At 73.6% G+C, this 16,317-nt stretch carries 5 protein-coding genes; all 5 read right to left on the reverse strand.

Annotation, left to right across the window (positions count from 1 at the left end; all coding sequences use genetic code 11):
• Positions 1-18: 18 nt before the first annotated feature.
• The 5 genes from ABZV77_RS12990 to ABZV77_RS13010 all read right to left on the reverse strand — a co-directional run bounded on the left by ABZV77_RS12990 (position 19) and on the right by ABZV77_RS13010 (position 16,317).
• A complete protein-coding gene (locus ABZV77_RS12990; protein WP_356254625.1) occupies positions 19-1,833 on the reverse strand; it encodes a hypothetical protein in 1,815 nt (604 codons plus the stop codon).
• Entirely contained in the window at positions 1,826-7,087 is a 5,262-nt protein-coding gene (locus ABZV77_RS12995; protein ID WP_356254628.1) for a hypothetical protein, read from the reverse strand. Before ABZV77_RS12995 ends, ABZV77_RS12990 begins: the two co-directional genes overlap by 8 nt.
• Positions 7,084-10,299 carry a hypothetical protein gene (locus ABZV77_RS13000; RefSeq protein ID WP_356254631.1) on the reverse strand — a complete coding sequence of 1,072 codons (3,216 nt, stop codon included), beginning with the start codon at positions 10,297-10,299 and terminating at the stop codon, positions 7,084-7,086. The genes ABZV77_RS12995 and ABZV77_RS13000 overlap by 4 nt, the downstream gene beginning before the upstream one ends.
• On the reverse strand, positions 10,296-11,465 hold the full coding sequence (locus tag ABZV77_RS13005; protein ID WP_356254633.1) for a kelch repeat-containing protein: 1,170 nt from the start codon (positions 11,463-11,465) through the stop codon (positions 10,296-10,298). The genes ABZV77_RS13000 and ABZV77_RS13005 overlap by 4 nt, the downstream gene beginning before the upstream one ends.
• A gap of 82 nt (positions 11,466-11,547) precedes the next feature.
• Positions 11,548-16,317 (reverse strand): DUF6603 domain-containing protein, encoded by a 4,770-nt coding sequence (locus ABZV77_RS13010; RefSeq protein WP_356254636.1) that lies wholly within the window; start codon positions 16,315-16,317, stop codon positions 11,548-11,550.

Consider the following 16,317-nt stretch of genomic DNA (forward strand, 5'->3'; position numbering starts at 1 on the left):
GCGCAGACCAATGGATGATCAGACGGAGGTGTCGGTCAGAACGTCGAACGTGAGGCCGCTGGAACGCTCGCCGTGGCCGGTGCCGCGCTGCGCCGAGAGCCAGACGACGACACGGCCGTCCCGCCACCGGGTCCTGTTGAAGGCGACGGTGACCCGCGTGCCGGTGCGTGCGACCTCCTCCTCGTTGATGAAGTACGGCCGCCCCGCGTCCAGTCCCTCGCGCAGGAGAGGTGTGCGTGGCCGGACCGGGGTGCCGTCCACCTCGCTGGGCATCGCCGCACGCTGGAGCTGCACGCTCCGGGTGTCCCCGGGCACGTGTACGGGGATGAAGGGGATCCAGTTCTCGGGGACGGGGCTCGCGATCTTGTAGGCGACGTCGGCGTGCGGTTCGTCGACGGGACCCGGTGGGTGCAGCCTGCGCCGCTGGGCGAGGTGCTCGGCGGCTGCCTCGTCGCCGTTGCGCCGCCCGCCGTCCGCCAGTTGGACCGTCTGCTCGATGCCCCAGACGAGGTTGGCGTTCTCGTCCCGTACGAGCGCCACGTCCTGCAGCGCAGGGCCCGTGGCGACCTTCGGGGTGCCGGGCGGCAGGAGCAGGCCGGTCCCGCCGTCGGCGCCGAGCGTGAACATCGACCAGCGCTGCCAGTCCTGCCGCTCGCCCGTACCCGCCGGGGTGATCCAGCGGCGCTGCCCGAAGACGTCGGTGACCGCGAGCCCCTGGATGGTGGCGAGCGTTCCGGCGGGCACGTCGCAGGGGAGCTGGTACCAGTCGTTGCTGAAGACGAGTGCGAACTCCAGGAAGATCAGGCGGGCGAGGTCGGTGCTGTCGGGGGTGACGGCGGCGAAGTTCGTGTTCCCGTCCTCCAGCGCCCACCAGCGCGGCAGGGGCATCCCGGCGTAGCCGACGGGTGCCGGGAACACGGTGCGTCCCGCCGGTACGGGCGTCGGGCCCGTACCGCCGAGCGAGCCGCCGGGATCGGTGGAGAAGGCGTACCAGTCGAGCTCACCGCCCGGGTACTCGGCGGCCGTGAGGACCTGCTCGCCGCCGCCGGGGGCGGGCGCGGAGACGGCGAAGGAGTGTTCGAGGCGCCTGGCGTTCCAGGTGGCGTCGCCGTCGGGCCGCTCCATGGTCGCCCCGGTCGGCTGGTCGATCAACTGGTCGAACCAGGACGTCAGCCTGGGCGCGAGCGCATCGAGGGCCGCGCGGTGCGGGCCGGGCAGATCGATGCCGTCCGAGGCGCGTCCGCCCGCCTTGAGGTGCTGGTAGAGCAGGTAGCCGTCCATGCGGCGCCCGGCGAGCGCCTGCATCGTCGCCCAGACCTCCGGGTGCGCGACCAGCGCGCTGTCGGCCTCGTCGGCGGGATCGGGCAGCGCCACCGGATAGCGCGCGGCGAACTGCTCCGGCACGTCGTGCGCGCGGAAGACCGGCGGGTCGGACACCAGCTTGCGCCAGCGGCGGCCCAGCGCGAGACGCAGATCGAAGGAGGTCCGCTCGGCGCCGGACACGAAGGGCAGCGGACGGCGTTCGGCGACCGTCTCGAGGGGCCGGTCGGCGGGCAGCGGCTCGGACGGCCCGCCCTCCGGACGGAACCGGCCCGGCGCGCTGGTCGTCACGGCGTACCGCGCGGTCACGGGCGAGCCCGCGTCGGCGCCCTGGAACTCGCCGAGCTGCCACTGCCGGGTCAGCAGCCACAGCGCGTCCCGGACCTCCGCCCGCAGCGCGCGGTCGAAGTCAGTGGTGCGCGGCCTGCCTTCGAGCCGGTTCCAGACGCCGACGGCGGGGTGCGCGCGGTCCCGGAGCGCTCCGGCCAGATCCGCGATGCGTGGCTCAGTCATGGTCGGCCTTCCAGCGCACGTTGGCGATCGAGAGATCGGTGCTGATGGTGATCGGCTGCGTGGTCGCCGACATGAGCGTGGCGGGCAGCAGGTGCCCGTACGCGCTGTCCTCCAGATGTACGGGCTCCACGGCGCGGGACCTTGCCATGTCGAAGGTCTCGTGGACCGCCGCCACCAGGTCGGAGGTGTCCCAGGTGCCGGTCCGTACGGGCGGTACGACGAGCAGCATCGCCTGGGGCGGTTCGGAGTCGGGACGGTCCACGTCGGCGGTGATCGCGGTGGTCTCGAGGTCGGCGGGAATCACTTCGGTCCACTCGTCGAGCAGGAGTCCGCAGTGCGGCTCGTCCTCGTCCGCGCCGCGGGCGTAGTGCGCCGTGAACAGCAGCCTGTCCTCGGTGATCGCGGCGTCGGGGGCGAACTCCATGCCGAGCCAGTGGTCGTTCTGGCGGAACGGGAGCTGGACGGGGGTCAGCCCGGGCTCGTCCTCGTCGTCGCGCAGCGCGGAGCTGAGCAGCACGGCACGCTCCCACAGCCGCGGCATCTCGCGGACCCGGGCGAGCCCGTGGATCCAGTCGTCCAGCGGGAAGTCCCGCTTCACGGGCGCCCGGGTCAGGTGCTCCACGAGCTTGTCGCTGTCCCTGCGCGCCTTGGTCCACTCGGCGGTGAGCGTGTCGGGCGGCGCGAACTCGGGCACGGCGAGGACTTCGGGGCCGAGCATCGCCCGGAGCGCCTCGGTGGCCGCCGCGACCCGGTCGGGCCCGGTGATCGCCTGGTCGTACTCGGCGAGCGCGGCATCGGCCGAGGCGAGCCGGACGGCGATGTCGGCGCGCAACGCGTGTGCCCGATCGAGGAGTTGCCTGCCGAAGGCGACGACCCGGTCCTCGACGGGCGTCAGGTCGAGCCCGGCGGGGTCGAAGCCGGTGAGTGGCAGCAGGTCGCTGACATCGTCGAGCAGCGCGCTGAGCGTGCTCCGCGTCGTCCGCGCCTGCTGGTTCAGTGCCTGGAGGCGGTTGCGGAAGCTGGTGCGGCGGTTGCCGACGATGCTGCGCAGTTGCCCGGGGCTGTTGGGGAGGGTGGCGGTCGGTGTGGTGGTGAGGAGCCGTTCGGCTTGCTGGAGCACACGGAAGCGTTCGCTGACGGGGGTGTTGGACGGCAGCGTGTCGTACTGGGCGAGCAGTGCGTCGGCGTCGGCCAGCGCCCTCGTCATGCGTGCCGCGGTGGCGGCGACGGCGGCGAGCACGTCGGCGTACGCGCTGCCGCGCCACTGGACGAGCTCGCCCCAGCCGCTGCGTACCATCCCGAACCCGCTCGCCGTGGTGGCGAGGTCGGCGTAACGGGTGAGGAACCCGTCGATGGCGGCGAGCACCGCGGCCCGTGACGGCTGCGCCGGCGGGTCCGGGTAGAGGGGGGAGAGGTCGTGGACGAAGTCGGCCGCCTCGTCGTCGAGTTCGGCGAGGGAGTCACGGACGGCGGCGGGCCGTGCGCGGGACAGGGACACCGCGTCGTCGGCGGCGCGGTCCACGGTCGCGGTGCCCGCGGCGGGCACGAGGTCACTGGTCCGCAGGGGGCGTGAGGTGGTCAGCAGGGTGCGCAACGCGCCGATGAGCGGGGAGAGTTCGAAGAAGGTGACCTTGCCGGGGACGCGGACGGTGTGGCCGATGGTGAGGGCGGCGTCGGGGCGCGGATGGTCCTTGTCGACCACGGTGCCGATGATCCGGTCCTCCAGGTCGGTCATCGCCTCGGCGCCCGCCGAACGGACCGTCCACAGCAGGTCGATCGGATCGAGTCCGAGGTCGTCGAGGGCGACGACGCGGCTTCGGGCCTGCCCGTTCACCGGGTCGGTCCAGGTGACGCGCGCGACCACGTCGTCGGCGTCGGGAAGCAGCCCCTCCAGCCAGTCGTCGACGGCGGGTTCGGCCTGTGCCCTGGGCGTGGCGTGGCTGTCCGGGCGCAGCCCGGGCCGCAGCCGCAGCCCGAAGCGGTGGGTGAGGGTGGTGCCGCTGCGCGGCGTCTCGACCACGGAGGGCTGAGGCGGGAAGCCTGCCTTGGCATAGGCGTCGAGAGTCGCGGAGGCGCGCTCGGTGTTCCCGGCCAGCGCCTGGTGGGCGCTCTCGGCCACGGCGAGGTCGGCGAGGGCATCGTGCACGTCGAGGAGCGCATGGACCTCGGCGGTGATGGCCGCGGCCTGACCAGGAGTGGCGGGCGGCAGCACGTCACCGAGGCCGAACGGGTAGGTGTCCGGCACTCCGGTGCGGGTCACGTGCCGGACCAGGGCGAGGCCGTCGACGACGTTACGTGCCTCGACCTGCTCGATGGGGACGGCCTCGGAGGGGTCGGTGGCCGTCTGTGCGATCTTCCCCGCGCGCAGCGGGAACCGTTCGCGCAGCGCCGTGATGAAGCGGTCGACCTCCGCCTCTTCGTGCCGGTCGTGGAGGCCGCGCTCGAGGCGGTAGCCGAGCAGTGCGCCCAGCGGCTGGCCCTGCCGCAGCCCGTCGAGGAGGCTCAGCGCGATCCGTACCCGCTGCGAGCTGAGGTCCACGGCGAAGGTGCTGGGGCTTTCGGGGGCCGCGTTGGCCGTGTATCCGGCGCGCAGGACGGCGGCGGTCCTGGCGTGGCCCGGCGAGGGGGCGTGGACGAAGCCCGCGTTGTCCGGGTCGTGCAGGAGCGGCGTGCCGCCGCTGAAGATCTCCGCGAGCTTGCCGGTCAGCTCGACCGGGGTGAGCTGCGCCGCCCGGGGCCGGACGTCCTCCAGCCAGCCGTACGCGCCGAGGTGCAGGCCCGGACGGGGCGCCCCGCCGCCGTTCGCGCCGAACCGCAGCTCTTCCAGGCGTGCGGTGGCCAGACCGATGCGCCAGGCGTCGAGCCGGTAGGTGGCCAGGTCGAGGTGTTCGGCGAGCAGCCGCTCGAGGCGGGCCGTGGGCAGGTCGGCGAGGATGCCGAGTGCCGTGATCTGTTCGGCGAGTTCGGCGGTGGCGGGGGTGCTGCCGATCGTGCCCGGGATGAAGTCGGCCAGGAGCTGGTCGGGGCTGCCCGTCACGGCGCGCTCCGGCGAGTACAGCCTGCGGAAGCGGCTTTCGCTGGGCAGGGCCTGGCCGGGATCCGGTATGCGTACGTGCACGAACGGCGGGTCGGCCGTGAGCTCGTCGGGAGTGGCCACCCCGGCGGCGACGGCGAGGTTGCGGGCGGCGTCGGCCCAGCCGACGAGCACCGCGTGCCGCAGCAGCAGGTACAGCAGTGCGGAGGGCGGGGTGTCGTCGGTGAAGCCGAGTTCGAGTCGGACCGTGTCCAGGCCGTGGGCCGCTTCCTGGGCGAGCCAGCGCAGGTAGTTGCGGCCGTCGGGGGTGCTGGCGTGCACGGGGTCCGTCTCCGACAGGGGCCGGTCGTCGACCAGCGGCGCGAGGAGCGGCTGTTGGAAGTCGGTGAACAGTTTGCGCAGCAGGTCGGGGTCGTGGTCCGGGCTGCCGTTCCGGTGCCCGAGCCTGGCAAGGAGCGCGCGCAGCGGTCCCGGCATGTTCAGCCGGTCCAGGGCGGGCAGTACGGCGGAGCCCCGGCCGCCGAGGTTCTCGCGGTTGAAGATGTCCTCGACGCTCTGCGCGTACCGCTGGTGGTACTCGGCCGAGGTGGGGTGCAGGGCGAGGATGTCCAGGAGGAGCTGGTGCGGGTCCTGGGCGTCCCCACCGGATGGAGGGGTCCTGCCGAGACGGGCGACCTTGTCGGACGCTGCCCGCCAGTCCTGCGCCGCCGCGCTCAACAGCTGGTTCAGGCCGCGCAGATGGACGGCCGATGCGGGCCAGGTGAGGCGGGAGAACGCGGTGGTGGGCAGGATGCCGTAGGGCTGACTGCCGACCCGGACGGCCGGGACGGGGCCACGCCCGGAGACGTAGCGCAGGAAGAAGTCCCTGGTCTTGCGGACGGTCTCGGCGTCGAGGACCGGGTGCATGGCGGTCGGCAGGAAGGAACCCCACGTCACCGGCCACAGCGCGGTGTTGGCGGCTCGTGCCTCGCGCTGGTCGGTGCCGTCCGCGTGCGGCATTCCCTCGATGACGGCGGGCGGCAGGCCGAGCAGGTCGGCGAAGCGCCGCCCGTCGGTCCCGGTGGTCCAGTCGGCGGCCTGTGCGCCCTGCGCCGCCCCGGGGCGCAGGGCCGACTCCGCCTCGTCGGCGTCGCTCTGTCCCGCGGGCAGCCGTTCGGTGTTGTTGGTCGGGGTGCCCTGCGGCAGCAGCGCATAGCCGTCGGGGCCACGCAGCTGCTGAGTGATCAGGCCGGAGAGCTGCTGTGCGGACTTGACCGGGTCGGGCTGTGCGCGCAGGCCGAGGACGAGCAGCTGGTCGAGGCCACCGCGCGTCCGGTCGTCCAGCGGGACGCGCAGTCCCATCCCGACGGCGACGGCGCGGTCGAAGTCGGTGAGCCAGCGCAGTTCGTCGGGGACGTGCAGGGCCCCGGTGACCGGGTCCACGGAGACCTGGTCGGTCGCGGCGGGGTCGGGGCTCACGGGCAGCGTCTCGGGCACGGCCGCACCGGTCGCGGACAGCACCTGAGCTCCACCGACGTAGCCCAGTGCCTGGAAGCGTTCGGGCAGCAGACGGGCGCGCGCGGCACGGGTCCAGGAGTCGGGGTCCGTGGACCCGGCCGCGGGCGGCGGAAGCACCAGGAAGGCGACTTGTACGGCGTCGCCGGTGGCGACGGGTGCTCCTTCGACACCGGCGGGGCGCAGGGCCCGGATGGCGGCCGCCCGGGTGGTGCCGGTCGCGGTCCGCAGCGCGGCGTCGGCCTGCCGGAGCAGGCGACGGTCACCGTGCGCGCGCCAGACGGCGGTCCAGTACGTCACCGTCGGCAGGCGGTCCGCGGCGGCCACCGGCTTGGGGCCGACGACCACGAGCACCGTCGTGCCCGCGGGGACGGCGACCGGCTCGTCGGCCGGGTTGGCGGGAACCCGCTGGCCAAGGAGCCACGCGGCGCGTCCCGGGGCGATCCGGCCGGCCAGTTCCTGCCGGGCGGCACGGAGCGCCGCGGGGTCCCGCGCCGCGGCCCAGCGCGCCGTCCAGTAGGCGTCGAGGGCGGCGATCTCGGCCGGAGTGGGCCGGGGTTCGAATTTGTCGACGGCCCATTCGTCGGGGAACACCCGGATCAGGAGCTCGGTCGGGGTGAAGCGGGTCTCGATCCGTACGGGAGCGAGGAGGACGGGAAAGTCGTCGCTGAGCTGCGTCGTGGTCTTCGGGGCCGACGTGGCCTGGGGCGTTGTCGAGTGCGTCATCGCGGCAGCATTTCCTGTGCGTGGACGGCCACCAGGACCGGAACCTGGAAGAGGATGTAGGCGAGGTCGGCGGAGCTGAGCCCCGCGTGCCAGAGCGGCAGGTTCTCGTCCTCGGCGCGCTGTTCCCGCTTCTCCTGGTCGTCCTCGGAGCCGTCGAAGCCGACCAGCGGAACGGTGACTTGGGGATCGAGTTCGAGGAACCCGCGTGCGTGCGGGTCCACGTCGGTCCACGACAGGTCGTTCCAGACCTCCACCGGGGTGGGCGCCGCGTCGTCGACCCCGAACCTCGGGTCTCCGGGGCGCTCCTTGAGGATGAAGAACCAGCCCGCGTCGGCGGGCGGATCACCGCGCGCCTCGTCCGCGTCGAGGTCGAACCCCAGGAGCGTGATGTCGGGGTCGATCTTCGCCTCGTACAGCGGCAGCCGCACCAGCGAGTGGGGTGGCCTGTCCTCGTCGGGGAGGGTGACGGGGACCCGTTCCTGGGTGCGGTCGGGCAGCCCGTCGGCACCGGTCGGCCACTCGGCCCGCTGTGCGTAGACGGCGGCCGTCGGATACCGCTTGAGCAGCTCGCCCCGCACGACCAGGACCAGGTCCTCCTTCTGAGGGCCCGCGCCGACAGGGTGGTTGGCGTTCTGGCCGAGCCGTGCGGTGGTCGGCCAGGTGTGCAGCGGCGGGATGTCGTAGCACCGCTCGCGTCGGCGTTCGGCGCTCTCTCCCGGCCTGAGCTGCGCGGTCCTGGGGTCCCAGAACTGCCGGAAGGGGCTGCCCCGCTGGTCGGTGGGGTACTCCCGCCAGAGCAGCTCGCGGGCCATCTCGTGGTTGAGTCCTGCGAGGTAGGACTCGATGAACTCGCGGTTGTTGGCGAGCAGGGTGATCGAGTTCTGCGGAAGGAGGCCGAGGTTCGGGACGAACGCGTCCACCGACTGGTCGATGATCGCCTGGTAGGTGGGCAGGTCGAAGACCGGATACGCCATCGCCTCGATGAAGTCGTCGGCGAACGGGCGCAGCCGCTCGGGCAGTCCGACCGATCCAAGGAGCGTCCTGGGCACCGTCGTGTCGGCGCGCAGCGCGGTCAGCACCGACCCGGTGGCGAGGGCGACTTCGAGCCGCAAGCGTGGCGGGGTCCTTCCGACGGACGTGGCGAGGTTCAAGCCCTGGTACAGCTCGCGCAGCGCACCCTTGAAGCGGGCCGCCTCGGGGCTGTCGGTGGTGCCCTGCCCGGGCACCACCGGGTCGCCCAGATCCCGCAGCCGGAAGTCGGGGCTGTGCGGCAGGCCGTCGACCGGATCCGTGGCGGGAGCTCCGGGGTGCAGCTCCTCGGTGAGCCGTTCTGCCGTGACGATCCCGGTCGGGGTGGCCTTGGCGGGCGCGGCCGTCACCGCCGCCGAGGGGTCGTCCATACGCGGCACGAGCGCGTCCGGCGGCCGCTCCGCGGTGAAGGGCAGCGTCCGCATCAGCCGCGATCCGGGCCGGGTGATCCGCCGCATCGCCGGGGAGAGCGGCGCACCCGCCACCTGGCTCGCGGCCACCCGGAAGCCGATCGCGACCTTCTCCGCCTGCCCGTTGAGCGCGGCGACCGCCTCGGCGGGGGCCCCGGCCACGGCGGCCGTCACCCGCGAGTGCGCGGGCGCCGTCAGCCGGAGCGAGCGCCCCGACGGCGCGGCGGCCAACTGCGCCACGGAGGCGCCGCCCACCGGGTCCAGATGCTTGGTCTGGAGTACGTGTCCGACCTCGCGGGCCAGTTGCGCGGCGCGGATCCGCGCGTTGGCGGCCAGCACGTCGCCGACCTGCGCCCAGGCCGCGGCCATCAGCTCTTCCTGGCGTGCCCGGACGGCCTGCGTGCCCAGCTGTGCGGCGACACGGAAGCGCGGGTCGAGGTTGAGCCTGTGGACCCAGTTGCGGTTCTCCGGCGAGGGGACGGGCGTGCCGTCCTGACGGGTCAGCAGCCTCGGCGTGAGCGCGTGCCACCTGCCGTACAGCGAGGGCGTGAGGAGGGGATCGGACGCCGCTGCGCGTGGCAGGGCGGCGATCGGCGGCGCTTCGAGCGTGGCGTGCGCCGCGGCCGGTGCGTGGCGCTGGTATTCGTCCGCCAGGTTGATCAGCGCGGCCAGGGCGCTCTGGAAGGGGTGCGGGTACGGGGCCGCGGGGGGTGGCCGGTCGTGGAAGTTGTCCCAGTTCTCCGCGTCGTCGGGCGGCGCGCCCGGCGGCTGCGGCACCTTGAGGGCGCCGCCCATCGGCAGGACGCCGCCGAGTGCGGCCGGTGTCAGGATCCCGGGCAGGCCGAGGCCGGGCGAGCGGTGTACGTCGATGTCCCTGCGCCCCACGCGCGGGTCGGGCCGCTGGGGACGCAGCAGGCGTACGAGGGCCTCGAAGTCGCCGGCGCTGCCCGTGGTGAACTGCCAGCGGTGGTAGTACGGCAGGTGCCCCGAGGCCGGTCGGCCCGCGTAGGGCGGGCCCCACGCCAGGTACAGGGCGCCGGGCGAGCCCGTGGGATCGAGGCCGAGCCCGGCAAGACGGCCGGTCTCAAACGCCGGTACGAGGAAGGCCTCGTACGCCGTGTCCGGGCGCAGCCTGCGTGGACACATCAGCCGCGAGCAGGCGTTGTCCGCGTTGGCGCGGAGCACCTCGGCGAGCGCGGCAAGGGCGGGCGCCGTGCTGTCGGAGGCGACCGGACCCGTCAGCGAGCCGTTGACGTGCACGTGCGCCCAGGCGCCGAGCTGTTCGGGCCGGGGCAGGGTCGCGGCGGTGTCCCGTACGGCGATCACGGGCAGGGGCCCGCTGCCCTGCGGGCTCTCGGTGAACTCCGGGGCCGCACCGTTCGCCGCACCGGTCCCGGCGGTGAGCACGACGAGGGCGAGCCAGGGGGCGAGCCGCTTGGTGGCGTCGTCGGGCGGGGCCGGGCTGTAGCGCCAGGGGAAGTCCTCGTCGCAGAACTCGATGTGGGCGAGGTAGTTCGGCTCGTAGTTGGTGGTGGCGGGCCGCGGTTCCGTACGGGAGATGGCACGCGGGTCGATGCCGGTGACGTCCCCGGGGCCGTAGAGCTGCACGTTCCGCTCGATCTCCTGCACCAGCGGCCCGCCCTTGAGGGGCTCGCCGGAGACGCGGAGCCGGACCGGGACGGCGGCGCGCGCCGAGGTGCCGGGGTCACCCGTGATGCGGGTGGCGATCCCGGCACGCAGCCAGGGCAGGAACGAGTACGCGTTCGCCGTCACGAGGAACCACCCGCGGTGAAGATCTCCGTGCTCGCCGTCAGTTCGGGCAGGCCGGGGTCGGCGGCGGCCGTCCCGGTGCGGGCCGTGCCGCCCGTGACGAGGACCTTCCCGCCGGGCAGCGCAGCGGCGGCGAAGGCCCACCGGCCCTCGGCAAGGCCCGCGGCCGGGGTCCAGGCGTCCGCGTCGGCGTCGTAGAGGACCGCGCTGCGGTAGCCGGTCTCGTCCTTGTCGTCGGCGGCGCCCCCGATGACGAGGACCCCGTGCTGACCGAACGGGAGCGCGCGGTGCAGGGCCCGCCCCGACGGCATGTCCTTCGCCGGGCTCCACGTCCCGGAGGTGAGGTCGTACAGCTCGGCCGTGCGCTGGCTGAACGGGTCGAACGGGCCGCCGCCCGGTGCTCCGAGCGCGGTGCCGCCGGTGACCAGGACCTTGGTGTCGGAGAGCTTCGTGGCCTGGTGGTGGCTGCGGGGCGCGCGCAGGCTGCCGGTCGGTGCCCACTTCTTCGTGCCGGAGTCGTACAGCTCGCAGAAGGCGAGGGACGGGTCGTCGGCGCCGCCGACCGGTGCGGTTCCGCCACAGACCAGCACGGCACCGCCCGCGAGGGGCACGGCGGTGTGTCCCGTACGGGCCTCCGTCATGTCGCCCGCCGCCGACCAGGTGCCCGCCGCCGGGTCGTACAACTCGGCCGTGTGCAGCGCCTTGGTGGTCTGTGCCGACCGGACGGTGGTGCCTCCGGCGACGAGTACCTTGCCGTCGGCGAGCAGGACCGCGCTGTGGCCCGCGCGGGGCCCCGCCATGCTGCCGCTGGGGGTCCAGGCGTGCGTCGCCGGGTCGTACAGCTCGGTCGTCGCGAGTGCGGGCGCGCCCCGCGAGGCGCCGCTTGTGCCGCCGGTGGCGAGGACCTTCCCGTTGGCGAGGAGGGTCAGGGTGTGCAGCCGCCGGGGGGTGTTCAGGGCTCCGGCCAGGACCCACGTCCCGGCGGTGGCGTCGCGGACGGCGCTCTGGCTGACGGCTGCACCGGTGCTGTCGGCACCTCCGGCGACCAGCAGGGCGCCTGCGGTGGAGATGGGGACGGCGTTGTCGTGCTGCCCGTACCAGGTGACGGCCTCGGGCAGGCCCGGCGCGGACGTCCAGGACCCGGTGGCCCGGGTGGAGATGGTGGTCATCGAAGCTCCTCGGGTACGCCGTCCGTCGTACGGGTGGTGGTGTCTGCGGGGTCGGGGCGCTCCCCGGGCCTGATCCGGGAGGTCATGGGATCAGCGCCTCCCCGGTGGCGGCGAGCTGGAGCGGCCCGGGTCCTGCCGCCGCGGCGCCTGCCGCCGCGATGCCGCCGGTCACCAGCACGCGGTCGTCGGCGAGTTCGGCCACCGCGATGGACCAGCGGCCCTGGGAGAGGCCCGCGATCCTGGTCCAGGTGCCCGCTGCCGGGTCGTACGCGAGCACGCTCCGGAAGCCCGCGGTGAAGCCGGGGCCCGTGGTGCCGCCGATGACCAGGACGTCCCCCGCGCGGGTGAGCAGCGCACGGTGCCGGGCGCGGCCGCCGGGCATCGGGGCCGCGGGAGTCCAGGTGCCGGAGAGCGGGTCGTACAGCTCGGCGGAGGCCAGGGCGCGCGGACTGAACGTGCCGTCCGCCGCGGTGACCGCCTCGCCGCCCGTGACAAGGACTCGGCCGTCGGGCAGCAGCGTCGCCTGGTGGCCTTTGCGGGCCGTGTGCAGGCTTCCGGTGGGGCTCCAGGCGCCACTGGCCGGGTCGTACAGCTCGCAGTACGCGAGCGCCGCGTCGCCAGGGCCGCCCGAGGGCAGCGCGCCACCCACGACCAGGACCCGGCCGTCGCGCAGGAGAACGGCCTGATGGCTGGTACGGGCGTCGTTCATCGGCGCCGTGGCGGTCCAGGCGCGGGTCGAGGGGTCGAACAGCTCGGCGGAGCGGAGCGCGCCGAAGCCCTGCCCGCCCCGGGCTCCACTGCCACCGGCCGCAAGCACCCGGCCGCCGGGCAGCGGTGTCGCGGAGTGCGCGAACCTGGCCGTGCCCATCGGCCCCGACGCCGTCCACGTCACGGCGGGCGCGTCGAACACCTCGGTGGAGGCCAGGGGAGTGCCGTCCGCGCCCCGCCCTCCGGCGGCGAGGACCCTGCCGTCGGAGAGCCGCGTGGTGGTGTGCAGACGGCGGGCCGCCGCCATCGCGACCGACGCGGTCCACGCACCGGCCGTGGGGTCGAAGAGCGCCGTCGCGGCAACTGCCGTACCCGTGGCGCCGGTTCCTCCGGCTATCAGCGCCTTGCCCGTGGCGAGGAGCACCGAGTCCACCTGCGCCACCGGGGTGGGCAGCGTCCCCGTGTCCGCCCAGGTGCCGGGGACGAAGGGCGCGACCGCCGCCTCGGAGGCGGGGATGACGTGCAGCAGCCCGTCAAGCGTCGGGTCGGCGGCGACGAAGTCGGCGAGCGCGTCGGCCGCCGTGGCCTGGTTCCGGAAGTCCACCGGGGCGCCCGCGGGCCCGCGGCCGAGCGTGCGCGGCGGCAGCGCGGGCACGTTGCTGCGTACGTACGCGACGACGAACCGCTGGTCGGCGACGCGCACGGTGTCGGCCGTCGCGAACGGCTGGCGCAGCAGCGCCTCCCGCCGGGACAGCGGCGACCTGCTCGTACTGCTGCCCTGGAGCAGCCCGTCGAAGACGGCGGGGCTGACGCTGTGGAACCGTTTGGTGCGCCCGGCGGACAGCCGCGCGGGCGGCTGGGCGCTCTGGCTCTCGGCGCGGTCCGCCACCCGTACCCCGCTCTCGGCGGGCGCGCTGTCGAGGATGTGCAGCTCGTAGCGGGCGCTGCGGCGCACGACGCGTGCGGACGCCAACGTGCCCGCGGCGGCGGTGAGTTCGAGACCGGTGTCCTGGGTCTCGTACGCGGGACTCGACAGCTTCGCCGCGTCGCTCATGTCCTGGTACTGGGCCATGGCGAACTTGTCGCCGGTGTCCGAGACGCGTACGAGCCCGCTGCCGGGCGCGGGCGCGACGGTGAACCGCCTGCCGTCGGCCGTGCGCCGCGTACCGACCTTGTCGAGGCGGACGTTGAGCGGCAGCGCCCGTTGCTGGACGGACAGCGTGCCCAGCGGATGCAGCACGAGGTCGTCGGACGGGGGGAGTTGGCGGAGGCTGACCAGGGGCTTGCCGCTGCCGGTGGGCAGGCGGGTCTGCCAGCCCTCGGTCTTGCGCAGCTCGTCGGCGAGAAGCGGCAGGACCAGGACGGGCGGGAGGGTGGTGGTGAGGCTCTCGCCCCAGGTGATGTCGAAGTTGGCGGAGATGGAGAAGAACAGGAACCCGATGGATCCCCTTCCGTGCGCCCGCCAGGGTGCGGGCCCTTCGAGCCGGAACCGCAGGTCGATGCTGAACACGCCGACCCCGAAGGCCTTGAGCGAGACCGAGGCGCTGATGGCGATGTCGAACCGGAACGGGTTGAACTGGAACAGCGCGTCGAAGCTGAGGTGTCCCTCGATGCCGAAGCTGCCGAAGCCGAGGCGGAGTTCCGCCTTCGAGCCGAACTGGACGGTGTTGCTGGTGATGGCGAAGTAGCCCGAGATCCTGATCAGTTGCTTGTCACGGTGCAGGATGTCGACGGACACCCGCTCGGGTACGGCGAAGGGCAGTGGTGGTGCCTTGTACGAGGGGTGGAAGCCGCCGACCGTGAGCACCAGGTCGGGGTTGTCGCCCCACGCCACCAGGATGCCCATGCCGCCGTCGAGAGGCATGGTCAGTACGTGTGAGTCCACGAGCCGCGCCTCGAACCACAGCCGGTTCTTGCCCGGTTCGAGGGCCCCGAAGAAGTCGACGCGGAGGTCGAGGAGGGGCAGCTTCAGGTTCGGCAGGGTGGCGCGCAGGGTGCCGAGGACGGCGATGTTGCCGGGGATCTCGATGATCAGCCCGAGGGAGATGCTCACCAGCGTCGGGGTGGCCCAGCCGATCTTGGCCATGGGGCCGATGAGGAACGTGCCCTGCTCGGGCGGGAAGAACGCGTTGAGGTCCGACAGGATGCGGGGCGCGTTGGCGATCACGTCGTGCGGGAACATCACGGACTCGATCGAGCCCGTCCGTATGCCTTCCGCGAGCGCCTGGAGGTTCATGCCCCGGTTCAGTCCGATCAGGCCGCCGACCGCGAGCAGGGTGAAGCCGTAGCCGAGCTGGATGCCCTCGCCGAAGTCGGCGGTGAGCACGACGAGGAGCGAGAACCCCTTCGAGCCGTCCGGCATCCTGGTGCTGACCAGGCCGATCGCCTTCAGCGCCAGGAAGTCGGCGAACTCCAGCTCCATCGCGCCCGCGTACTCGCCGCGCGCGGAGTCGAAGGCGAGGAAGCCGCCACCGCGCACCACGCCCGCGTCGATCGAGAGGCCCGCGCCGCCGGGCGGTTTGAAGCCGAGCGAGACGTCGAGCGGGCCGAGGTTCCCGTCCTGCCCCGGGCGCCCCTCGAACAGGGCGATGAGGCCGACCTTGTCCACCACGGCGGTGACGGGGCCGAGTTGTGCCTTGAACGTCGCGCCGAGACTGACCGGCACGGCACCGCCCGAGGGCGACACGGAGATGCTCAGGCTCTGGACCTCGACAGGACCGATCCGTTGCCCCACCGGGATCTGGAGCTCCAGATTCGAGGTGCCGCGGAAGTACACGCCGTCGCGGTGCGAGACGCCGAGGGTCAGGTCGCCGCCGATGCGGAACCCGTCGGCGGGCAGGACGGCGGCGAGGAACCCGTCCGCGTCCTGACCCGCCTTGAACACGAACTCAAGACCTTGCAGGTCGAATTCGGCGAAGACGTCCACCGGGTCGCCCTGACCGGCGTCGATCCGGACGCCGCCCGTGCCGGAGAGCGCGCGGAACTGGAGCCGCGTGCCGTCCGGCGTGCCCAGGAGCAGCACGGGCTGCCCGTCGGCGGCCATGCTCTCGGCCGTGACCTCGATCGCGCCCTTCGCGTGCACGGGAGCGCCACCCGACTCGAAGCCGGTGAGCACGTCCACGCCCTCGCCGGGCCTGGCGATGAGCGCCACTCCGCCCTGGAGGTCGAGCCCACTGCGGACCGTGACGGCGATGCCGCACGGCAGCTCGAAGCGGAGCCCGAGCGAGCCGGTCAGCGAGGGGAGCAGAGCGAGCCCCGGCGCCCCGCCGGGCACAGCCGGCGGCACCCGTACGAGCCGGACCGCGCCGCGCGCCCGCCCCTCGCCCTCGTCGCCCCCTACGGACTGGTCGAAGGCGGCGAAGGTGAGCGCGGTCGCCGTGGGGCCCAGCGGGTCCTGGCGCGGCCCCTGCACCGCGGTCTCCGCACCGTCGGACAGCGCCGCGATGCGCACGTCGAAGCCCATGGCCAGGAAGAGGTTGTCGAGCTGGGAGGCCAGCTCGTCGAAGTCCAGGTCGGGTCCGCCCCAGCCGTACGCGTTCTTCAGCACGAGCGACGGATCGTCGAGCACCTTGGGTACGTCGGTCACATCGAGCGTCATGCGGGTGTGGGAAGGACGGCTGCCCGTGGGCGGCACGTAGGCCGCTTTGATGACCCCGAACGCGCGCAGCCCGAAGCCCACGGAGGGGTGGAAGCGCTGGAGGTAGGTGATGACCAGATGGTCGAGGAGCTGCCGCGGGAACTTCTCGCGGAACCCGTCGGCCCGCAGGTGCGCGGGTATGGCCGAGTCGGGGGCGTCGGCGATGGCACGGATGGCGGTCACCAGGCGCTGGACGGCGGCGAGTACGCGGGCCGCGTCGTCGGCGGAGACATCGGCGGCGCTCTCCGGCTTGGCGGGTGCCGAAGCGCGGAGTCCGGGCGCGCCCTGGTTGAGCCCGCCGTCGCCGAGGAGTCGGCGCAGGCTGTCGAAGAGCGTGTCCACGCTGGTGCCGAGCGCGCGCAGCGGGGCCGGGGGTTCGGCTGCCGTCCAGCCGAGTTCGTTGAGGAGGCCCACGAAGGCCTCGGGGGAGGCGACCGCCTCGCGCAGGGGCAGCAGTGCCTGCCCGACCTCGGCGACGAGCTTGTCGAAGGTGCCCTGTTCAGCCAT

It is taken from the genome of Streptomyces sp. NPDC004732, assembly GCF_040609235.1.
Classification (GTDB): Bacteria; Actinomycetota; Actinomycetes; order Streptomycetales; family Streptomycetaceae; genus Streptomyces.